At 47.8% G+C, this 22,565-nt stretch carries 21 protein-coding genes and 1 tRNA gene; 2 read left to right on the top strand and 20 right to left on the bottom strand.

Annotated elements, in window-relative coordinates; translation table 11 throughout:
- Positions 1–7 precede the first annotated feature (7 nt).
- The 14 genes from gmd to LG201_RS00460 form a co-directional block, all read right to left on the bottom strand.
- Positions 8–1,096 (bottom strand): GDP-mannose 4,6-dehydratase, encoded by a 1,089-nt coding sequence (gmd, locus tag LG201_RS00525; protein ID WP_226770237.1) that lies wholly within the window; start codon positions 1,094–1,096, stop codon positions 8–10.
- A 39-nt stretch (positions 1,097–1,135) separates the two neighbouring features.
- The gene (epsI, locus tag LG201_RS00520; protein ID WP_226770236.1) at positions 1,136–1,813 is read right to left on the bottom strand and encodes an exosortase-associated protein EpsI, B-type; all 678 of its coding nucleotides are present in this window, start codon (positions 1,811–1,813) and stop codon (positions 1,136–1,138) included.
- A 4-nt stretch (positions 1,814–1,817) separates the two neighbouring features.
- Positions 1,818–2,714: an exosortase B gene (xrtB, locus tag LG201_RS00515; protein ID WP_226770235.1), complete on the bottom strand. Its 897-nt coding sequence runs from the start codon at positions 2,712–2,714 to the stop codon at positions 1,818–1,820.
- 2 nt (positions 2,715–2,716) lie between these two features.
- Positions 2,717–3,592 carry a chain length determinant protein tyrosine kinase EpsG gene (epsG, locus tag LG201_RS00510; RefSeq protein ID WP_226770234.1) on the bottom strand — a complete coding sequence of 292 codons (876 nt, stop codon included), beginning with the start codon at positions 3,590–3,592 and terminating at the stop codon, positions 2,717–2,719.
- 9 nt (positions 3,593–3,601) lie between these two features.
- Positions 3,602–5,005 carry a chain length determinant protein EpsF gene (epsF, locus tag LG201_RS00505; RefSeq protein ID WP_226770233.1) on the bottom strand — a complete coding sequence of 468 codons (1,404 nt, stop codon included), beginning with the start codon at positions 5,003–5,005 and terminating at the stop codon, positions 3,602–3,604.
- Between the two features lie 33 nt (positions 5,006–5,038).
- On the bottom strand, positions 5,039–5,833 hold the full coding sequence (gene epsE, locus LG201_RS00500) for a polysaccharide export protein EpsE (protein ID WP_226770232.1): 795 nt from the start codon (positions 5,831–5,833) through the stop codon (positions 5,039–5,041).
- Positions 5,834–5,864: 31 nt separating this feature from the next.
- Positions 5,865–6,806: an EpsD family peptidyl-prolyl cis-trans isomerase gene (locus tag LG201_RS00495; RefSeq protein ID WP_226770231.1), complete on the bottom strand. Its 942-nt coding sequence runs from the start codon at positions 6,804–6,806 to the stop codon at positions 5,865–5,867.
- Positions 6,807–6,843: 37 nt separating this feature from the next.
- Entirely contained in the window at positions 6,844–8,229 is a 1,386-nt protein-coding gene (locus LG201_RS00490) for an undecaprenyl-phosphate glucose phosphotransferase (RefSeq protein ID WP_226770230.1), read from the bottom strand.
- 10 nt (positions 8,230–8,239) lie between these two features.
- A complete protein-coding gene (gene epsL / locus LG201_RS00485; RefSeq protein WP_226770229.1) occupies positions 8,240–9,523 on the bottom strand; it encodes an XrtB/PEP-CTERM-associated polysaccharide biosynthesis outer membrane protein EpsL in 1,284 nt (427 codons plus the stop codon).
- Complete coding sequence (locus tag LG201_RS00480; protein ID WP_264193247.1) at positions 9,471–10,079, bottom strand: CAAX prenyl protease-related protein; 609 nt, start codon at positions 10,077–10,079, stop codon at positions 9,471–9,473. Before LG201_RS00480 ends, epsL begins: the two co-directional genes overlap by 53 nt.
- A gap of 214 nt (positions 10,080–10,293) precedes the next feature.
- Positions 10,294–11,124, bottom strand: coding sequence for a PEP-CTERM sorting domain-containing protein (locus tag LG201_RS00475; RefSeq protein ID WP_226770227.1), 831 nt, complete (start codon positions 11,122–11,124; stop codon positions 10,294–10,296).
- A gap of 112 nt (positions 11,125–11,236) precedes the next feature.
- Positions 11,237–12,076, bottom strand: coding sequence for a PEP-CTERM sorting domain-containing protein (locus tag LG201_RS00470; RefSeq protein ID WP_226770226.1), 840 nt, complete (start codon positions 12,074–12,076; stop codon positions 11,237–11,239).
- Between the two features lie 344 nt (positions 12,077–12,420).
- Complete coding sequence (locus tag LG201_RS00465) at positions 12,421–14,988, bottom strand: TonB-dependent receptor (protein ID WP_226770225.1); 2,568 nt, start codon at positions 14,986–14,988, stop codon at positions 12,421–12,423.
- Positions 14,989–15,350: 362 nt separating this feature from the next.
- Positions 15,351–15,427, bottom strand: a tRNA-Val gene (locus tag LG201_RS00460).
- Positions 15,428–15,583: 156 nt separating this feature from the next.
- On the opposite strand from LG201_RS00460, the gene LG201_RS00455 reads away from it, so the two are divergent.
- Positions 15,584–16,222, top strand: a complete 639-nt coding sequence (locus tag LG201_RS00455; protein WP_226770224.1) for a 2OG-Fe(II) oxygenase — start codon at positions 15,584–15,586, stop codon at positions 16,220–16,222.
- Positions 16,219–17,691, top strand: a complete 1,473-nt coding sequence (locus LG201_RS00450; protein WP_226770223.1) for a pyridoxal phosphate-dependent decarboxylase family protein — start codon at positions 16,219–16,221, stop codon at positions 17,689–17,691. Before LG201_RS00455 ends, LG201_RS00450 begins: the two co-directional genes overlap by 4 nt.
- A gap of 47 nt (positions 17,692–17,738) precedes the next feature.
- Here LG201_RS00450 and LG201_RS00445 read toward each other — a convergent pair whose 3' ends face one another.
- The 6 genes from LG201_RS00445 to LG201_RS00420 form a co-directional block, all read right to left on the bottom strand.
- Entirely contained in the window at positions 17,739–18,242 is a 504-nt protein-coding gene (locus LG201_RS00445) for an SRPBCC family protein (RefSeq protein ID WP_226770222.1), read from the bottom strand.
- Complete coding sequence (locus LG201_RS00440) at positions 18,239–19,180, bottom strand: VWA domain-containing protein (RefSeq protein ID WP_226770221.1); 942 nt, start codon at positions 19,178–19,180, stop codon at positions 18,239–18,241. Before LG201_RS00440 ends, LG201_RS00445 begins: the two co-directional genes overlap by 4 nt.
- A gap of 80 nt (positions 19,181–19,260) precedes the next feature.
- Positions 19,261–19,833: a hypothetical protein gene (locus tag LG201_RS00435; RefSeq protein WP_226770220.1), complete on the bottom strand. Its 573-nt coding sequence runs from the start codon at positions 19,831–19,833 to the stop codon at positions 19,261–19,263.
- Positions 19,818–20,819: a vWA domain-containing protein gene (locus LG201_RS00430; protein ID WP_226770219.1), complete on the bottom strand. Its 1,002-nt coding sequence runs from the start codon at positions 20,817–20,819 to the stop codon at positions 19,818–19,820. Before LG201_RS00430 ends, LG201_RS00435 begins: the two co-directional genes overlap by 16 nt.
- On the bottom strand, positions 20,816–21,697 hold the full coding sequence (locus LG201_RS00425) for a hypothetical protein (RefSeq protein ID WP_226770218.1): 882 nt from the start codon (positions 21,695–21,697) through the stop codon (positions 20,816–20,818). The genes LG201_RS00430 and LG201_RS00425 overlap by 4 nt, the downstream gene beginning before the upstream one ends.
- Entirely contained in the window at positions 21,697–22,560 is an 864-nt protein-coding gene (locus LG201_RS00420) for a DUF58 domain-containing protein (protein ID WP_226770217.1), read from the bottom strand. The genes LG201_RS00425 and LG201_RS00420 overlap by 1 nt, the downstream gene beginning before the upstream one ends.
- Positions 22,561–22,565 lie beyond the last annotated feature (5 nt).

Genomic DNA, 22,565 nt, shown 5'->3' with positions numbered 1-22,565 from the left:
CTCCGGACTATTCGTTGTAGTCGTAAGCAGCGAAACCGTGCTTTTTCACCAACTCATCACGCTGTGCACTCTTCAGATCTTCGCGCACCATTTCTGAAACCAGTTCCGCGAAAGTAGTCTTTGGCGTCCAGCCCAACTTGTTTTTGGCATTGGAAGGATCGCCCAGTAGAGTTTCCACTTCTGTAGGACGGAAGTAACGTGGGTCAACCTGCACTATGCATTTGCCACTTGCATCGTAGCCCTTCTCTTCCACACCCTCACCCTTCCAAGTGATGGCAATGTCGAGTTCTTGAGCTGCTGCATTAACGAAATCACGTACGCTGTATTGCACGCCAGTCGCAATAACGAAATCTTCTGGGGTTTCTTGTTGCAACATCAGCCATTGCATTTCGACGTAGTCCTTGGCATGACCCCAGTCACGCAAGGCATCTAGGTTACCCAGGTACAGGCGATCCTGTAGATTGAGCTTGATACGGGCAAGCGCGCGCGTGATTTTGCGTGTAACAAAGGTTTCACCGCGCAATGGGCTTTCATGGTTGAACAACACACCATTACATGCATAGATGCCATAAGCTTCACGGTAGTTAACCGTGATCCAGTAGCCATAGAGCTTGGCAACGGCGTAAGGACTACGTGGGTAGAAAGGCGTTGTTTCTTTTTGTGGTACTTCCTGCACCAAGCCATAAAGTTCAGAAGTGGATGCTTGGTAGAACTTGGTTTTCTTTTCCAGGCCCAAAATACGAATCGCTTCAAGGATACGCAAAGTACCGATACCGTCGGCATTAGCCGTATATTCTGGCGTTTCAAAACTAACCGCCACGTGGCTCATCGCGGCCAGATTGTAAATTTCATCAGGTTGAACCTGTTGCACAATGCGAATCAGATTGGTGGAATCTGTCAGATCACCGTAGTGCAAAATCAGGTTTTGGTTATCGACATGCGGGTCTTGGTACAGATGATCAATACGATCGGTGTTGAACAATGAGGCACGACGCTTGATGCCATGCACCTCATAGCCTTTGCTGAGCAACAACTCAGCCAAATAGGCACCGTCTTGACCTGTAATCCCTGTTATCAGTGCAACTTTTTTTGCCATGTTATATACCTTACTGAACTCATTGAATGGAGGGGGAAGCTAAATGCCTGCAAGCCTGTGTCTATCCTTGGCAGGCAAGGAAGATAACAGGTCATTGATAAAACGATTTTGTAACGAATAGGCTTCTGCGGTATCTGGATTGATGGTCGAAACACGGAATATCAACCCATCAGCAACCAGTCCAGCCAAACCATATTCGAGTTGGGTCATCTTGGTTTCATAACCACCGGAAACCACTTTTTCGCCCACTGTTGTCCAATACGTCAGTGGCTCAGGGCGATTGCCAAGTTTGGTAAATAAGCGTTTCACACGTATATCACCATGCTTGGTCGCCACGACATCTTTGCCACCTGACACCAGTTGAAAACCTTGCGCGGGGTAACACACCTCGGGAATATGCACCTGATTACTGTCACTTTGCTCATCACCATAAGCAATCGACAACATGATGTACTCACCTTGAGCACTCATATAGGTACGGCTGAGCGTCTGCGTGTAAATCTGCTGCAGCACCTGCTCTTGCTGCGGATTGATGATGACAGCACCCGAGTCAGGCATGCGTTGCCAACCAGCAAAATTATCCGGTATCAATTGATTAAGATCTACCTTGGGACCTTGCTCGGCAAGCTTTTGCGTAGGCTTGTAGGCAACAGCAACATACGAGCTAAGCACCATCAATACTGCCAAGCCGATATTTAATAGAAGTTTCTTGTTCATATGGTCAGCCAGCACTTAGCACAGCAGGTTTTTTTAGATATTTCCGCTCTATCAACTGCAGCAGCGTATCCATCCAGATAATCAAGGAGAGAGCCACCACAAATAGCAACATGCCTGCAAAACCATGCATGAAACCTTGTCCTGCCGCATCGCCAAAATAGTATGTGATCAATGTCAGTGTCATCACGCGAATCACATTTGCAGTAAACGAGATCGGAACGATGAGTACGGCCAAAGTAATGTTTCTAAAAATAGAGTCGGTACGGACAATATTTAGATACAACAGACCGAGTGCTTCCAGAGAAATCAAAGTATGAAGACCTGCACATGCATCTGCCACTAGCAGCTGGTATGGCCCTATCTGCAGAATGACGCCACTACGTGCTATTGGAAAACCTATGCCATAAAGCACGGTTTCGGCCACATACGACACTGCAATCTTCATGGGCATCGTGATGCTATCTACAATAGCGCCAGGAATAGGGATCATGAAGATGATAAAGAACAAGGGAAACCAAAACGTCTTAACTCCAGGCCAACCCCGCATCAGTAGCAACAAGCCAAACAAGATTGGTATTTGTGAACCCAAGTCAAATACCAGAATGTTTTGTGAACGGCCTACCACATAAAATAGCAAGCCCCCGAGGAAAGACAATATACCCAAGGTTTGCGTGAACGGACTGATGTTAGTAGTCGGTTCCCAGAAAAAATCCTTGCGAACCCAGATCAGATAAAGAATCACGACCACAATGATTGGTGCGTGAGCCTGATCTTCCATCACCCATATAGTATTGGCAGTATTCCAGTAGGTAGGGGCATACATGGCTACCAGGCCAATTAAAAGGGGTAGAAACAGCAACAAGCCATGCTTAGATTGTTGCAGGGATTCAAGAATTTTCATTGTTAGAAATCAACCAATACAGTGCCAGCCACCTGGATGCCATTTGCATTCAGCCTATCTGTAAACGTTGTCACCTCTGATAACAAAGTGAGATTTTTACGTGTCACTAGTACTAGACCACCGGCACTTGCAGCCACAGAAAATACGTCAGCCCCCTTGGAGTATGCTGGTGCATCTATCAGTACAACATCAAATTTTTCCGAGACTGCCTGTACCAATTGCTTGAATGCTGGTCGTCCTACCAGCTCCTGCGGGTTCGGCGGAGTAGTACCTGCTGGCAATACTGACAGATTGGGGAAGGTGGCTATATTAACGGTGACAGCGTTAACGTCTGCGCGACCAGCCAAGACATCTGACAGCCCCAAGCCATTACCCAGCTTGAAGATATCGTCTTGACGAGCATCCCGCAAATTTGCATCAATCAACAAGGTGTTTTGACCTAGCTGAGAAAACACCACTGCGAGATTGGACAACAGATAACTCACACCCTCTTTTGGAGAGATGCTGGAAAATGCCAGAGTCTTTCTTTGCTGGGAAAACCACTGCAAAGTCAATTGGCTACGGATATTACGTAGCACTTCGACTTGGGCACTGAATGGCTGGAACGCGGCAACAAGCTCGGGGGATAACCCTGGAGTCTCCCCTGGCTGGAGGTATGGGTAATCAAATTGACGCGCTAGCACTTGCTGAATATCCGACTCAGTAATATATCCCAAGGACTTTGCTGCTTCCCCGAAGCGAATACCGCGCTCCTTATGCAGCGTCATGATCTTTTCGGCATCAGCAGCCGAAATTTTTCCCATGCGCAGCAGCATACTGCCAATACTGAAATCCGAGAATGTATCAATAGAAACGGCTGACTTGTTAGCTTCTGTCATTTTGCTACCTTACTTTTTCGCGATCAAATTGGATTTGGGGATAAATCCCAACAGCTTGGAGCCAGCAGGCATTCTCTTCAATTCTCCAAGTACAGGCGCTCTTGCGGCAAAGACCAAATCTTCTGGCAATCTTACGCGCCTGTTGATTAGCTCAGCGACTAAGGCCAAGACCACACCAAGAAAACCACCCACAAAAATAGAAATCAGGACATTCAAGAGCATATTCGGGCTGGAGGGCTTCAATGGAGGAGTAGCCGGATTCAGCAATACCACGTCTGACATATTGGATTGAGCTTCAAGATTATTGGTCGTGAATCTATCCAGCGCCGTAGTGTAGATTTGCTGGGCGTTATCGACTTCGCGAGATAGCATCGCCAATTGATCACGTTCACGATTGATTTCCAAAATCCTGGTTTTCTGGCTTGCCAATGCACCACGAATCTCATTTTCACGTTGCTTGAGAATTCTGGAGTTGCTTGCGACGTTGCCAGAAACCGAACGTGTCTGCCTGATCAGCTCAGCTTTCAGATTATCAATTTCGGCCTTCGCTCCCTGATAAGCCGGATGATTTTTTTCGTACTTCTGAGTAATGTCAGCGAACCTACCTTCAGCGCGAGCAATCTCTGTCTTCAGCCCCTGAACAATCGGGTTGGAAGCAATATCTGGCGAATCCTGCAAACCAGCACCTGATGCACCACGCTCCCTGGACTGCGCTTCCATTGTTTGGGCTTGCGCCATCACCAACTGCGACGACAGTTCATTAAGTCTGGCACTTTCAACATCCAGCCTGTTATCAACACTGACAATACCTTTGTCTTGTTGATAGGCAGATAGCTTTTCTTGCGCAACCTGCACGTTTTCACGGAACAACTTAATCTGATCATCCAGGTATTCTGCAGCCTTCTTGGAAGGATCAACTTTTAGTTGAATTGTTGTTTGCAGATAGGCATCAGCAAAAGCATTGGCCACTGCAGCAGAAAACTGAGGACTCACACCCTTGAAGGAAATATCAATCAAGCTGCTTTGCTTTGAAGGAACAGCATCAAGATTCTTGATCAACAATTCTGCCAACCAATCACTGATATCACCTTCACCATCAGTGGCTTCAACAAAGCTTTGACGTACGTTTTCATTACTCGCTAAACCCAGTGCAGAAATAACTTTTTTGGCCACATTCTTACTGGTGATGATGTCTGCCTGAGTAGACATGAATCCTGGCATCATTTGGCTAGGTATCGCCATCCCGGTGACAGGATCTGCACCCTTGTAATTTACCAGGACGGTGGCAGTAGCTTCATAAGTCCTGGATATCAGTAAACTGACTGCAACAGTAGCTGCCACTATCAGAAATAGAGTCATTGCAATCAGCTTGTACCTGAAACGCAACACAAATAAAAATTGGGAGAAACTCATTTAGCTACCTTTTGATGATCAATAACGCTTTAATCAGAACAAGCTTTCTTTGACGTAAACCACATCATCTGGCTGCAACAGGTCATCATGCTTGGCATCCAAAACCTGCATGCTACCAGAGCTGTCGCGACGCTTGATTTTCATGCCTTTCTCTGTACCACGCAGGCTCAAACCACCACCCAGCGCCAAAGCCTGAATGACGGTTGTATTGTGCTCAAGACGATATTGACTTGGGCGTTGGACTTCACCATAGATATAAAACTTAGGCGCACGCTCAACATAGACAATATCGCCACCGGATACTGTAATGTTCTTGGCAAGATCACCGTTACGCATCATGGAGGCAAGGTCTATCACTTCGCGTTGGTTAGTACCGTCACCCTTGTGCACTATCGTGATCAAATCCCCACCTTCTGGACCCACGCCAGCGGCAAGTGCCAAGACATCGGCTAATGACTTGGCACTATCCAGTGGATAACGCCCTGGCCTATTCACCTGACCCAGCACCGAGACCTGCTGGCTCTGCAATTGCGCCACAATGATATTCACGTGGGGATTCTTTAAGAAACCGCCACTTTCCAGCAAGCCAGCGATCTTGCGCTCAGCTTGAGCCGGGGTCTGCCCGCCCACCTTAACCTCACCGATTAATGGATAAGTAATGACACCAGACTCACTCACTCTGACTTCCAAACTTAGATCTGGCTGTTCAAATACAGATACTTTAAGCACATCACCCGCACCGAGAACGATGTCTAACTCTGCAGCATTCACATGGAAAGAGGCGATGGCGAGAACTGCAATTAAAAAGCGCTTTATTAAATTAATCATAATTTTCATCCATTTCTAAATTTTCAGATCTTTATTTCAACCCACTTACACCACGGGAAATATCGTCATCTGCTTTCTTTTTAACCACTTCCTTTAGTTCAGTCTTTGGCTTCTCAATAGAACTATCTAAATACTCAATTTTTGCTTCCGCCTTCAAGCGCTGCAGTTCAGCCTCACCAGCCTCCTTGCGCTTTTTATTCAATAACAACTGCTCAATTTGTGCACTTGCATCCGCCAGAGAAACGGGATTGTCTTTGACAGTATCCATCTGAACCAGCATGGTGCGTGGACCCATACCAATCACAAACAATTGTCCCTTACGTGCATCCTTAAGACGCTCGGAAATTTGTGGTGGAAGCTCAGCCACACTACGGGCGACTTCACCACGGTCATATTGCACACCTTTGGTGTCCAACCACGCCGCAACTTCCTGTAAAGACTTGAAGTTACCCAGTGAGGCTTTGAATTCATCAGTGATTTGACGGGAATCTAAAAGCAACTGCTCCATTTCCACCAACTTGCGTTCACTAAACAGTGGAGGATTTTGCTTGTAGAAAGCTTCAATCTCAGCCTTTTCAGGTTTTGCTACTGACGCAACCCTACCCTGCAGGTACGCTTGAGCCACGATTTGCGCTTTTGCACGCTCTACAGCCTGCATAACATTGGGATCACGGTCCACCTTTGCTTTGGCGGCAGCCTGCTCCAAGAGCTGGCGATCCACCAATGCACTGAGTATTTGCTTGCTTGCGGCATCTTTCTGCGCTGCTTGTACATTGGCTCTTGCCAGCTCTTCATTGAGCTGATGCACTGTGATTTCCTTGCCATTGACGCTTACCAGGGACTGACTGGCTTTATTGCCATGTGATTTGTCTCCACAGCCACCCAGAGCCAGGCTAATAGCCACGGCAATAACGCCAGACATTGCGATTTTGGTCCAGGGTTTGTATACCATTCCAGATGCAGTATTCAACATGTAGTCTCCTCAAATTTCTTTTATAAAGCGCGATAGGCTAATAAGCATTATCTTTTTTGAACACCACCAGCAATGTTCTCAAAACAATCCAAAAATCAAATGCTAATGACCAATGACGCAGATAGTCCAGATCGTATTCAATGCGCGCCTCCATTTTGTCGAGAGTTTCTGTCTCTCCGCGCAAACCATTGACTTGCGCCCACCCCGTTATGCCTGGCTTAACCTTATGTCTAAGCATGTAGCCACGGATAAGCTTGCGATACTGCTCATTATGAGCAATTGCATGCGGCCTAGGTCCAACAATACTCATCTGACCTTGCAGCACATTAATGAACTGTGGCAACTCATCTAAAGAGTTCTTCCGGAGAAATCCGCCAATAGATGTCAATCTTTGATCGCGCTTTTGAGCTTGTATGACTTTTTCACCATCTTCCATCACCGACATAGAGCGAAACTTGTAAACAATAATGGCCTCTCCATTCAGCCCATAGCGACGCTGCTTAAAAATGACAGGTCCTTTGGATGTCAGCTTCACTGCCAATGCGATGGTCAGCATGATGGGAGAAAGTATTAACAGGATAAGCGCGGCAAGAATTATGTCACTAGTCCGTTTGATTAAGCTGTTGAAACCAGTGAACGGTGTTTCCAGAATTGCCACTACAGGCACACCCGCAACATCATCAAACCTCGCTTGCACCAAATCAAAAATATAGATGTCAGGAACAAAATAGATTGAGGCCGTTGCGTCTTGCAGCTCTTCAAAAAGCTGGCGTATGCGCGGCTGAGCTGACATTGGCAGGCTAATGAAGATAATTTGCGTGTTATTGGCACGCACATAGGGAGCAATATCTGACATGGAGCCCAGCAATGGAACATTGCGCATGCCTTTGGGATGCCTTGCCACCTCTCTATCATCAAATATGCCTTTAACATCCATAAACAAATATGGATCGTCACTGATACGATTAATGAGCCTCACCCCTATATCATTGGCTCCAATGATGACAACAGATCGTACTTCACCATTTTTATGTAAATCGGACGCAATTTTTCGGATTGCAAGGTGAGTGATGATAAAAATCATCGGCACACTGGCAAACCAGGCATAAATCATCTCATCGAGATACTGACTGGAAAGATCTGCGGCGTAACCTATAAAAGCCAGCACCACGACAACAATACCCCAGCCGAACAGAATATCTCGCAGATAACCTAGCACCTTACCGCTACGCCAAGTGCGATAGAGATCCAGCCGCTCATAAACATTGGATGAAACAAAGTACGCAAGCAACGCCAGAATCAGATAATAGCCATTGAAAGGCTCACTATATAAAAGTGTGAAGCCATACAAAGTGCCAAGAATAATCAGCGGATCTAGAAGTTGCTTAAAAAAAGCGACTAAAGGTATATCGTTTACAGTCATTTAGTCACCATCAAAATTCGTACATCCCAGTAAGAGAGATGCCATTAGATTTGAACCCAGCTTGCTGAATAGAAGAGTCGCGATCACTACGGGTTAGTGATGCAGTGATTTTTAAATCATTGAGCGCCTGATAGATCACCGCCAATGAAAAATTCTTATCGGTATCTTGCCGGGTCAAGCCTATCGCGCTATCACCCTCAAAGTCGCGTTTTTCATATTTAGCGCTACCCTGCATCATAATTTTGCCAGTGACTATGTAATTTGCAGTTAGCGACGTACCGCGATTAAGTGTGTAGCTGGTTGTTACGAATGACTGGGCGTTATTTTCACGCCAAACTGACAGCCTCAAATCAGACTTGCCTGTTGCCTGCCAGGCCACATTACCCCGTGCATTAAAGCCCCTGAAATCTCGTTGAGGCAGCTCATCATGCTTACGATCAACCAAGCCACCAAGAAACTGGATTTTAGTCTTGCCAGTCACTGTCCAATCCACATTAAGCTTAAGTTCATTCTGATCATAATCGTTGCTGAAGGGCACACCAAAAATAACTTGCTGAGGCTTTTCACCCCTTGCATGACGATACATAACACCGATAACACTCTTGCTTGGAGAAAGGTAATCCAACGCAAGCTCCTGGGAGTTCTCTTCCAGGTTAGCGAGCTGTTGAGCTGCGGCGCTATAGCGCGTTTCAGTATTGGCCAAAGCCCCACGTACCCGCCACCTCGGATGCAACATCCAGCGGGCCTCAAAAGTCCTGCGATCTTGCTTACGCTGGTTGAGAGCTAAACCCTGAAAATCCGAAAATGGAACCAATGCTTCCTTGTGGTATAGCTCGATTTTACCGTCTAGCCGCTTACCAATTTTCCAATCCCATTTTCCGGTTAATTCTTTACCGTCATTATCAAGCTCGGAGTTGCGATCGAACTTAGTACGATTGGCACTGATGTCGAAATAAAATTTTTGCTGGCTGATGTACTTATCAAGAATGATTCCGACACCCGTCATAAGCATAGTGTCAGAGGTTTTTGAACTTCCCGTTGTCGCTAGAGCCTGCTGGGTATTATTGAAGCGTCGCAGGTTGTCATCATAGGAGTAGGTAGCGCTGACGTAAGGGCGAATAACATCACCGTCCATGGCAAGCACTGTAGAGTGAATACCAGCCAAGCTTCCACCTAGCATTACAAACTGGGCTGCTTTTTTTATATTCATAGATAAACGCAAAGAAATACTTCCCCAATTGCTACCAGTAATGCCACTTACCGGTATAGATAATCCAAACTCCCAAAACACCATTTGTCACCGCATGCGCGATGATCGGCATCCATATTTTTCCACTACGAATATAAAGCAATCCATATGCCAACCCAGCAATCAAACCGGCAAACCAGAGGCTGTGCTCTATCGCAAACAAAGCAGACGAGACAGCAAGTGCTAGCCAACCCACTTGCCCTGGCAGTACTTGCAGGAAAATCTGATTTTGAATCCAGCGCATCAAAAATGAGCGCCAGAACAACTCTTCCATTAAAGGTACAACCAATGCCGCACCAGCCAATCTTGTCACTATAAGGAGACAACCTTCAATGCCAGTCCCAGGATTAAATCCCTCAGATGGCTCCGAAAGCAACATCCAAGAGACATCCAGGTTAATCCAAGCGACAAATACTAGCACACCCACAGCTATTGCGGTCAACCACGCCTTGAAATCTAAAGTCGCCTCACTAAACAACTCTATATAGTTTCTACGCAAGATCCAAAGCACAAGCGCAACCAATGCAACTTTGACCCCATATAACCAGCGTAAATCAAGCCCGGTAGGGCCGTATTGCTCCAACACATCTACGCCAGCCATGAATATCATATATAACACGAAAGGAAGAGCGCGATTCCAGACTGGCCCTAAGTTCAAACTAGTCATAAGTTGTTTTATCTATATATAGGTGCCTGATGATACAAAAAATTGCCAACAAATGATATAAATTCTCATTTGATGATGTCTGACGAAATCTAAAAAAATAAGTCGGCATAAGCCGACTTATTGATACTACTGAATGACTGCTATAGATTTATGACAGTTCTTTGCCCTGGCGACGACGAGCAACAAAACCCATAAGACCAAGGCCAACAAGCATCAGGGCATATTCAGAAGGCTCAGGCACAGCAACTACTTGGTAACCACTTAGCCAAATTTCCTGGAACTTACGACCACCTTCGCTGGATGAAGCACCTTGTACGATACGCACTGCATCATTGGCAAATTCGTAAGTGTACTTGGAGGCATCAACACTCAGGAAGTAGATACCTGAATTGGGATTGTCTTCACCCAGGCTCACATCCGTACGAATCGAAACCTTGTCAGCATCGAAGTAGCCCCCATTAGCTGCAGTATCTGCATTATAGCTGGCGATGTAATCAGAACGCGCAGGATCACGCAAACGGTAACCATCTTCTGCACCAGCATATTCATCAGCTGCAAAGTACCAAGAGGCCTGGATGCTGGCTACGCCGGTGAAACCAGTGCGCACAATTGAGTTAATCTCAGAGATACCGCCACCGCCATGGATATTGCCAGTGGGATAGTTTGGCAATAGCTGGAAATAGGAGCCGATAATCAACTGATTGGTCGAGGCATTAATCCACACTGAATCGATAAACGTGCCTACTTGAATAGCAGTATCTACAGGCGAGTAAACCGAAGTAGTGATTGACTGTTGCAATGTCCAGCTGGCAGGAATGCCGCCAGTCAGGAAGAATGGATCGGTGCTGATATTGTTTACGCTACCAGGGGTGCGTGCACCACTGTTCAGAACATCCACAAAACCACCGGCATAAGCACTGCTAACGCTTGCAACTGCCAGAGCTGCGCCAATAACTACTTGCTTGATTGAAACTTGCATTTTATATTCCCCTCTTAATTGAGTCATTGCCCTATCAGCAGACAATGACTCCGTTCTAGTTAACTACTTTTCCCATAGTGCCTTGCATCAACTTAAGCAAAACGGCCTGGCATTAAGCCTGGTTCTGCTTCTTGCGGCGTGTTGCCACAAAACCTACCATACCCAGACCCAACAGCATCAGAGCATATTCGGAAGGTTCAGGTACAGCAGCAACGGTGGGGACAAAACCACCAATAAAGCCGCCAACCACTGCCTGGCCTTCTTCACCAGCCTGGTAGTAACCAATTGCCTTATCACCCAGGATGTATTCGGTGGCATCAGTCTTCACAAGGTACAGGCCGCTGTAAGGATTTCCCTCGTTCACGCTGATATCAGACTTTTGGCGCACGCCACCATCGTCATAGCCTACATTGCTGGCAAAGGAGTGATCGTCTGTACGACCAGCTTCATACATGCGCAGGTCGTAATCAGACAGGAATAACCACGCCGCTGAAGTATCAAAGCCTTCAAAACCATAGCGATAGAGGAAGTTAACTTCCTGGCTGTTGTTGACCAAGTTGATATAACGCGTACCAAATACCAGCGAGTTATCACTGCTGTCACGGAACACGAAATCAAAGATGGTGGCTTGGGCCACACCGGGCAACAACTCGACATTGGTATTAATGCGATAGTCCAGCAAAGTTAGAACGCCAGCACCGGAATTGCCAGAGTAGGCAATAGAAGTAGCGATTAACTGGGCTGGGTTGCTGCTATACCCGCTTAACCATGTGTAATTAGTTGCATCAAGGTAGAGCTTGTCACGCAGGGGGTTGTTAGCCCCAACGACCAAACCACCATTTGCAGCACTCAGTGTCGCCAAATCATCACGCAGGTCGACAAAACCACCAGCGTATGCTGACGATGCTGAAACCAGCATGGCAGCAACTGCCATAGACTTAAAATTCATCATCAATCTCCTTGTACATTTATTGTCACAACCCCTATGAACGAGGCTGCATCGGAGATAGTCATGCAAGCTGACCATCACAAATCACTACTCTGCAATTTCCAGGCCCAATTTCAGTGAGTTATGCCAGTCAAGATTCATTCAGGATTTTTTGGTTTTTACACTTTCCACACAAAATATTTACAAATCATTAACATATAGATCCAACCACGACATGAATACAGCTAAAATTTTCCAGGAATTAGTCCTAATGGACTAATCGAATAATTCATAAACTTTTGCCACCTTGCTCAGTTCATTAGGATTACCTGGCTACAACCAACCATGCTGGCTGTTTACAACAACCATCATTGCATCTTGGGTTTGCTTGCCAGCTTTTTCCAATTCAAGTCAAAGCCGAGGCCTACCCAAATCGCACGTGGCGCACCAAGCCCGATGAAGGTCGTGTTCTGCCATTGAGTGGAATCAGTATTGAAACTCCCTGTCGAGCCAAAAGGATTACGCCCTAGGTCACCAGCAGTGGAATATTCCTTGTCAAAAATGTTATCCGCCTTAACAAACAAAGTGACGCCGTGATCGAACTTGTAGGTGGCCCTCAGGTTGAATACGGCATAGCCAGGAATAGTGCCTTTTCCAATGTAGTCATAAGGGTCACGATCAAAGGGCTGATTACCACAGGGGTTGCAGGCATGCGAGGCATCTCTGGCCCTGTGATCATTGTTTTCATTGCCCCGTACAAATGAAAATGAGTGCATAACCATGCTCAACGTGGCATCAAAGCGTTCAGAGAACTGGTAATTCCAGCTGGCCTGAACAATATGCCTGGGCATTCCGGTCAGATAATCCCCTGGCTCGATATTCACATAGGCCTGCAGGGTGGTGGGTGAGGTATTACTGCTATTGTTGGGATTGATGGCATTGGCTGGAGACTCAAAGGTGGCAAGCAGATAGGTATAGTTGAGCCTGAGCTTACTCTTGCCCACAGTTCCATTCATGCCTAGCTCAATACCCTGCCGCAGGGTTTCACCAAAGTTGTCGAATACCCCTCGATTCTTGCGCCCAAGGGGCATGAATAGAATATCGTCCTTGAGTTCAGTCCTGAACAACCCTGCATTCCAGGTGAAACTATTTTGATTGCCGCGCACCCCCAGTTCATAAGAGGTTGAGCGAACCTGTTTTAAGTAGGGATCAGCAGATAATGAGGTAGGAATTGAACAGCCATACTGATAATTGGTACTGGTTGGCCCACTATCTAGGGTATGGTCTCGTGCGCACCCCAATTCGATAATCGTTGGCACCCGTGTCCCTCGGCTGATATTGCCATAGAGACTGAAATTCTCCAGAGCCTCCCAGGCAATACCAATAGAGGGGTTAAAGCTTCTATATTTATAGTCTCCATCGCTACATACAAAGCGCGCATAGGTGACAAATGGATCCCCAGGCTGAGCACAACGCTGGCGTAATGGATTGAGCAGGCCACTGCCCTGGGGGTTTAAGGGGTTGAATTCAAACTGGTACAAATCGTTGCCCCGGTCAGAGACCAAGTCATTGACTACGCGTGACCAGTTGAAGCGTGCTCCATAAGTCAGGTGCAGGGTTTCGAGCGGCGACCACGTATCACTGAAGAACAATCCCTTGGTCACGCTGTGTCCATTAAGGTTATTGCGTATCACGGGATATTTTGCCGCGTACATACCCTCAAGATAGTAAGCCTCATCTCTGACGGGAACGACTTCCTGATTTTCATTTATTTCGCCATACATTTCACGCTGGCTAAACTGAATCTTGTTCTTGTCCAGCCCGACACCAAAGACTATCTGGTGATTGCCTACATCCCAGGCTCCTTGCAAGCTGAATCCGAAGCTATCTTGCTTGAGGTTGGAGAAATTGAAGGTACCGTTGATGTAATCAATATTGGTTCTACTGAAAAGTTGTTGATACGCTTCGTAAAAATCCCCGTTGACTGCAGCCTGGTTCATCTTGCGCTTGTAAGCCAAGGCAGAAACCGTAAAGGTGTCTGTCACATCCCAACGACCATTGAGATTGTAATGATCAAGCTTGTTCGTGGATTCATCCGGCGAAGTAAACACCCATTTCCGGTTGGTTTCGGCCATTTCAACGGGTAGCATGCCATTACCAACCAATGAAGTATCAACGGTCAATGCACTTAGATTGACTTCACCACGGCTGAACTTGAAGGTGGCATTGTTGTAGAGCTGCCTCAAGTTGCTTGGCGAGTTACGCCGCCAGCCATCCTCCTCGAAATGATTGTAGGCCGTGAACAAGCCGAACATGCCATTGTTGATGCCATTGGATGCTTGAACTTGTTGCCTACCCCAGGCACCGGAAATCAATTCCCCATGCGCAAAATTATCCGTAAAACCAGTCTTGGTACGGATAGCCAGGGCACCACCCAGCGTATTCAGGCCGAATAAGGGATTGGAACCCGGTAATAAATCCATGCTGGCGATGGCATTCATAGGGAGCAAATCCCAGTTCACTACATCCCCAAACGCTTCGTTGACGCGCACACCATCCAGATAGACCGAAATCCCCTGCGGGGTGCCTATCATCGGCGAAGCGGTAAAGCCGCGGAAGTTAAGATCTTGCTGAAAAGGATTACCCGCATAATCATTGATACTCACCGACTGCATGTTGTTGTTCATATATTCGGTGATATTGATGGCATGAGATTCAGCAATCTCTTTGGCGGTTGCACTTTGTATATTTGTCGCCGCTTGCTCGCGGTCAATACCAACACCGGGCAAGGGACTCACAATCCTTACCCTGGGTGCCTTGATGACTATCTCCTGCACTTTGATAGGCGGTTCAGCAACGGCATTATTACCTTCGTTGGTATGCGGCTGACTCACGGCAGTATCTTCAACTGCCAATCCAGCCAAAGGATAAGTCATGCCACTCAAGGAAATCAAAATAGAAAGCAACCGGACTTGACTGACAAGTCCACTTCTTGGTTTTGTAAACACGTGCACCCTCCAACCCCATAGTCATAAACACTTTGTTTTTATTGGAATTGCTGGATTTTTTAGCCAGCCTAAAGAAGGGGTCAGCAAGAGTTGAGCCACGCACCCACGCAGCAAATAAGGCACTGTTTATTAGAGGAAATATGATTTACATGAGTCACGCCATCCCTGCTCAATTGGCTCCAGGTTGGCTACTTTCATGCAACCATGTGGTTACTTATAACCACCAATGTAAATGCGGGAATGGAAAGGCAGAAATGCAAAAAGCCGCACAAAGGCGGCTTTTTCAAATGTGGTAGACCCGAATGGACTCGAACCATCGACCTCTGCCATGTCAAGGCAGCGCTCTAACCAGCTGAGCTACGGGTCTATTATGTTCTGATTGAACAAAAGAGTTGCGCATTCTAGCTTAATGTCCGCACTCAGGCAATGCCATTGTGAGCAAAAAAGCACTCATGATTGTCGTCTGGAACCAGCATGCAGCAAGTGCTGCCGCTATAATAGGCATAAACATATGATAACCGCCATGAATTCCACCATTCCTCTCTCTCTCAAGATAGACCAAGTCATTGAAGGCATCGCCAATCAGGGCTACGTGGTTATTGAAGACTTTTTCAGTCTGGATGTTATCGCTGCACTCAGACAAGAGGCACGCCAGTTGCATCTGGCGGGAGCCATGCAGCGTGCAGCCACTGGCAAAGAGAATATGGCAAAACTCGATGCCGCTGTAAGAGGCGATCTGATTCACTGGCTTGGCAATACTGAACCCAGCGCCGTTCAGCAGGATTTTTTTACCTGCATGGAACAATTACGCGAGGCGCTCAATCGTCATTTATACCTGGGCCTCTTTGAGCTGGAGAACCACTTTGCCATTTATCCACCGGGCGCCATTTATCGCAAGCATTTGGACCAATTCCGTGGCAATGAGGAGCGACAGGTCAGCTGCATCCTTTACCTGAACGAGGATTGGAAAGCCGAGGATGGCGGCGCATTACGCATCTATCTGGAAGGAACAGACTCGCCTCCGGCTATTGACGTCATGCCGCACAGTGGCACTTTAGTCGTCTTCTTGTCAGCAAAATTCTGGCATGAAGTGTTACCAGCTAGACGAGAGCGTATCAGCTTAACCGGCTGGTTCAGGAAAAGAAGCGATAGCCTGCCATGAGTCAGCAAGCAGAATGGCTGCGTCAGATGTTTGATATGGAGGATTTTCGCCATACAGGGCATGCCTTGATTGACCTGCTGGCGAACCAGCTCACTAATGATATTAAAGGCCAATCAAACATACTCAACTGGCAAGAACCCCAGATTGCCGACCAACTCTGGCAGCAACCATTACCGGAAGTATCAAATCTTGATAGCAAGGGTCTTCTACAATGGCTGCAACACACCGTCATTCCTCGTAACCTGGCTGTACATCATCCGCATAATTTCGGTCATCAAATAGCGACACCGCTACCATTAACTGCACTATGTGATTTGGTCGCGGCGCTGACCAATCAAGCCATGGCAATATATGAAACAGGCCCAAGCGCTACCCTCATAGAGCGCCAGGTCATACGTTGGCTCAATACTGCAGTAGGATGGAATGCAGGCGATGGCGTGCTGACCTCTGGCGGCGCTCAGGCCAATCTCACCGCCCTGCTGGCAGCCCGCCAGCATGCCGCTGACGTATGGCAGCAAGGGCTTCAGAATGCCCGGCCAATGCGTATTCTGGCTTCAAAATTTTCTCATTATTCAGTGAGTCGTGCTGCTGGCATCATGGGGCTGGGTACCGATGCAGTGATCGCGATTGAAGTGGACGCGAATGGGCGCATGTTGCCAGATGCATTGCAAGCAGCCCATGAACAATGCATTGCTACCAATCAGATTGTGATGGCAGTAGTCGCTACGGCAGGCTGTACGCCGACAGGCAGCCTAGATCCCCTGCAAGCCATAGGCGAATATTGCCAAAGCCATAGCGTATGGTTACACGTTGATGGTGCACATGGCGCCTCGGCATTGCTCTCGAATCAACACAAAGCATTATTAAAGGGAATAGAGCTGGCAGATTCTCTGGTCTGGGATGGGCATAAATTGCTGTATATGCCCGCTACGGTGTCCGCTGTATTATTCCGTGACAAGGACGCCAGTTACAGTGCTTTTGCCCAGGATGCCTCATATCTGTTCCAGGGTAATGATGCCGAAGCTGAATCATTTAATATCAGCTATCGCACGCTAGAATGCACCAAGCGCATGATGGGACTGAAACTATGGGCGGCATTCAGTCTGTATGGACGGCAAGGCTTGGCGCAGTTAATTGATCATGCCTTTGCACAAGCAAAAAAAATGGCTTCCAAGATTCTGGCAAACCCACAGCTTGAACTACTCATGCTTCCAGACACCAATATTATCTGCTTTCGTTATCAGGACCTCACACTCAGCCCTGAACACGGCAATCGCTTACAAAGCCGGATCAGACAGCACATCGTGGCCAGTGGGAGTTTTCATTTCACACAAGTAGAAATCAACGGTGTCATCTGGTTACGCTGCACACTGATGAACCCATTTACTAGTGAAGTCGATATGGATGAGTTAATTGCCATGGTCAGGCACACAGCCACCAGTCTGAGCGAAACATCAACCTCACAATAACCAATAAAAAAAGGGGCTTACGCCCCTTTCTATTTCAAACCTGATGATTATTTGCCTGACTCCAGTGCTGCAAGACCGGCTTTGATAAAGCCATCCACTGCATTCTGTGCAGTCTCGTCATCCTGGCCTTCTGGAGGCTCATTACCTGTATCAAACCGATAAAAACGTGCCATCCAGCTCACTTTAGCATTGCTACCGTCAGCATCGACCTTGATACGGCCTGTCAGTGAACTCACTGGCAAAGCTTCCAGGGCAATTTCACCGCCCAAGCGATATGAAATCGTCTTGTTGGCAGTATCAAGCTCATCTACCTGCTGCTGGATCTTGCCACCGTTTTTCAGGGTGATATTCGTCGTTTTATCATCAACTTTTTCGCAAGCCTTCACTTCCGGATGCCACTTGGCAATGCCGCATGGCTCAGACACCTTAGCCCACACTGCATCTGCTGTTGCTTTGACAGTGACTGCCTCATCGGTCTTACGGGGAGTAGGTCCATGCGCAAATGCAGGAGCCGCAATGGCAATACTCAATACAGCAATTAATAATCTCATCTTTTTCTAAACCTCAAATGTTGTTGAACGAAAGCGAAAAATCTTGGTGGCATAAAAAATGCCAGAATCAGTAACAAGGCAGGGAAAGCCAACCATGGACGCAGATCGGTTCTGGCAGAACGCCAGCTTGCCATCCCTGTAGAGGTCACATCGTTAGCAAAAGTTCGGACTGTGCTTAGACGCTTGTAGGTAAGACCTGTAGTATCTGCAATCCGCGTTAACGTTTTTTCTTCCAGGCCAGAGAGATTGGCCTTGGTGTCTTCTGCCGGATTACGTCCGTGAGAGGCATTACGGTTATTCAAACCATCCCCTTCCACTTCCATATCAGACTCCATATCAGCCACGGACTTGGAAGTGAACATGCCGAAGGTGGCAAAGCGCATGACCTCCTCCAGCTCCCAGTAGCCAATGATATTGTCGTGCTCATCAAGCTTGGGAATTCTACTAAGCTCTTCTTTACCAGTTCCCACCAACATACCTTCCACATCCCCTGGCTTGCCCTCATAGGTAGGCAAATAATCTGGATTGGATGGAGGTGCCTGGTGACCGTCAGTGAAAAATGCCAAGTGCATTCCCTTGCCTAGCTTGGTCGTCAGATCCAGCGCGCTATACACACCGTGGGTAATAAAAGAATCTGCAGCCCAGGCCATGCGCCAGTCCATATGATTAATTGTCTGATCCAGTGCAGAAAAGTGCGCACACACCTCTAGCGGCTGCACAATATTCTGTGTGCCACGTTCGGTAAACATGCCTAACGCTACCGTAGAGCCACAAGGCAGGTCTCGCAAGGCTTCCCGCATGGCTTTTTTCGAGTACTCCAGGCGGCTGATGCTTTTGCCATCCATGGTGTAATCACGCACGTTCATGCTTTGCGTGATATCCAATACAAAGAACCAGTCAAAGACGCGGCGAGGCAAGGTAGCATGGGGTTGCAACATGCAAATCGCCAGCAGCACAACTGTTAGCAGCATCAACCGCCCGCGTATATTCAGGCTAGACAATTTGAAGCGATGCAAAATCAGGGCATCCCTCTAGGAAAACCAGGAATCGAAGGCCAGCCATCAGGGCGCTTCTCTGCCTCATCAATATCGTCGTCATCTTCGTTATAGCGGTTAGGCGTCTTCACCCCGGCAAATGACGGAGAAAGCCTTAAAGCCAGCTCAAGATTGTATTTTGCGTCTATCCATTCAGGATCTATCAGCAGCGCCTTGCTGTAGTTTTCCTTGCACAAAGACATCAAAGGCCCCACTTTGTCCCAGGCGACATAGCCTTCACCCTCAAGGATTTCCACACTCTGGCTTAAATACAGATTACCTGAATTGAAATAAGCCGCTTTACGCAGGGCATCATCCCCTTTCGCAGCCGCTTCAACGTAAAGCTCCAATGCCTTGTCAGTCTGTCCTTTATTCGCTAATCGCCAGGCATTGGCAAATAATTCTTTAGCAGACTTCCCTGCCTGCATTTCATCAGCAGCCAGTGTGCGGTTATAAATATGCGCCTTATATAGCTCCACACCACTCCATACCAATACTGCCAAAGACAGCACCGACAATAACAACATCCATGGAAATAGCCTTAAACGGCGCGCCATCTTTTAACCTCCGTCAGGTGTAAGGCAAAGAGCGCTGCAGTACAAAGCAACGCGATTAAATAAAAAATCCAGCTTAAATCCTGTCGGGCAGATGCTTCATAATATTTGACCGGCTGGTTTTTCAAGCGTGCAATATCTGCCAATGCATCTTCAACCGCCTGTGGACTTTCTGCCTCATACACGTGGTAGTTCACACCCAGTGATTGAAAATACTCATGCAATTGATATTCAGGGAAAGCATCGCGGTTTTCATCCTCAGGCGCATCTTTGAGGCTGGCACCATTAGCAGAGCGCAAATATACCCAATACAAGGAGGCGCCTTGTCGATGAAACATTTCTCGCAACATATCCTGCGTTTTTACATCCAAATGCGCACCACCGTCAGACACCAGCAAGATCGCGCGCGCGCCTGTCACTGGCCTGCCCTCAAAATAATCGAGTGCCATCCCAAGTCCACGTGCGACCGCTGTGAATCCCATCCCTCCAGCTTCAGTGGCACGTAGCGCCGCCAATACTGCCTCACGGTCACCACCCAGCGGGGCTACAAGAATAGGTGAGGTACTGAATGTCACCATTCCCAGCAAATCTTCGCGACTTTTACCGACAAATGATTGCAATACTCGTCGAGCCGCTGCCATCTTGGATTCATCATTCTTGGTGCGCGTATCGGCAAAGCTGTCATTCATACTGGCACTTCGATCCAATACGATCATGACGTGAGCACCGCGACCGACTTTTTCCATTTGCTGCTCGCCCCAATACGGACCCGACATAGCCACGGCCAAGGTCGCAATTGCCAAGGCACCAGACCAGCGCCAGAAGCGTTCTATCCACAGAGAAAGCTCGTCTTCAGGCAATCTGGAAACAGAGGGGTAAGGAAACGCTGCATGCCCGCGTACCACCAAAGGTAATAAAGCCAATAGCAGCAGAACCAACCAGCCTGGCGATTGCAACCCGGCCCCTGTACTTTGCAAAAACTCGTTCACGGAGTCTCCAGCAGGCTGAGCTGCCTTGCTAGCTTCTCAACCTGAACTTGGGTCATGGCATCAGTTTTTCCGGCAAAAAACACCTGTTGTGTCGCCATAAAGAATTGTTCAATCTCTCTTTGCTGACCGTGTAATTCAGGATGGGATGCAAACAGGGGCGACAGACTTTCATAGGTGACCGAAGCCTTGGCATAAGTATTGAACGCACGGCTCAGTATGCGCATCGCGGACTGCACATTGGCAGTGTCCGCACTGCTCTTGCGAGTACGACGTATATCTCTGGCAGCTTGGCGGAACGGCGAAGTGCGTTTACCGAGGAAAGGTAAATAATCAAAGCGCCAGGCAAAATAAAGTGCGGTAATCAACAGGCCTGCAATAGCCAATCCGAATTGCTGCAAGATAGGTTGCCATGCTTGTGGCTGAGGCTCAATTGCCTCACGTGGGGTCGCTTGCTCCTTGGTCAGCATGGTGGGTAACATGGGTGCCATCAGGATTTCTGCGGCCTGTAACCTCGCCACTAATACCTCATCGCCTTTGCGGAAGTTGAGTTCCAGCGTGCGCAATGGAATGACACGGACATCCCGCAGGGTACGGAATACCTGCCATTCGAAGTTAAGCACATGTTTAACTTTTTCAGCAGACTCACTGGTCTGGATAGCGACATTGCGTAATTCAATATGCGCACCTGCACCTAGCTTCTTGGGTAGGGATGACTCATCAAGCAGATAACCTTCAGGCGTGATAACTTCAACCCGCTGCTGCACAACATCACCGACGCGATAACCCACATCCCGGACAAAAGACTGGGCATTGATGCTTTTCTCGGCAGCAAATACTGGCAATGCGAGTAATAACAAAGGTAACAATAAACGTAGCATCAACTCAGCTCCAATAGATGTCGCGTCAGCAATCCGGCATCAAATTTATCTTCAACAAAAAACGGTGCGCGTGCGCCAAATTTGCGACAAAGGGCTTTCAAGTCATCCTTGCGCTGCAAATATCGCTGCTGGATCTGCCTGGTAAGACTTCCGCGCAGGAATAGAGACCGGTCACCGCCCCCCTCCATATCCCTTACCCTCGCCCACCCCCAACTGGGAAGATCTTTATACTCGCTACTATCCCAGAGCACGACCGGGACTACATCATGAGCAGAAAATGCGGACAATGTACGCGTGAGCAAATCTTCATCCAGATGAAAATCAGAAATCAGGAATACCAGCGAGCGGCTTGCTCTCAGCTGTTCAGTCGCATAAGGCAATGCCTGGGCCCCAACCTGCGGGCTTATTTCTGCTGCCAGTAGCTTCTTGTGAACTTCTTGAGCGATACCACGCCTGGTCGAGGGCGGAGAAAACAAATCCTGTCGTACAACATCATCACAAGCCACAAGGGAAAAAGCATCACCACTGCGAGTAGAAGACCAGGCAATAGCGGCCGTGATATCTGCCACCAGCTTTTTCTTCTCTACATTGCCGGCGAAACGCATGGAGGTTGAGGTATCCAGCAAGGCATATACGACAATCGCACCGCGCTCATAAAAGGACCGCACCACATAACGCCGGGGAATCACGCGCAAACTCGCACGTAAATCAAGACGACGGGGATCTGGATTATCCATAAAAGGAACGTGCCCAGCGAAATCCGCCCCGCTGCCAGGCGTGCGTGTCGCATGAGAGCCAGGTTGTGCACCTCGTGCTCGCCAGTGCAGGCGGTAATAAAATTCCTGTGGTGTAAAGCTTGTCAAAATAA

It is taken from the genome of Methylobacillus gramineus (assembly GCF_020532675.1).
Classification (GTDB): Bacteria; Pseudomonadota; Gammaproteobacteria; order Burkholderiales; family Methylophilaceae; genus Methylobacillus; species Methylobacillus gramineus.
Note: the sequence above shows the minus strand (reverse complement) of the source record. Positions and strands in the feature narration are given on the sequence as shown.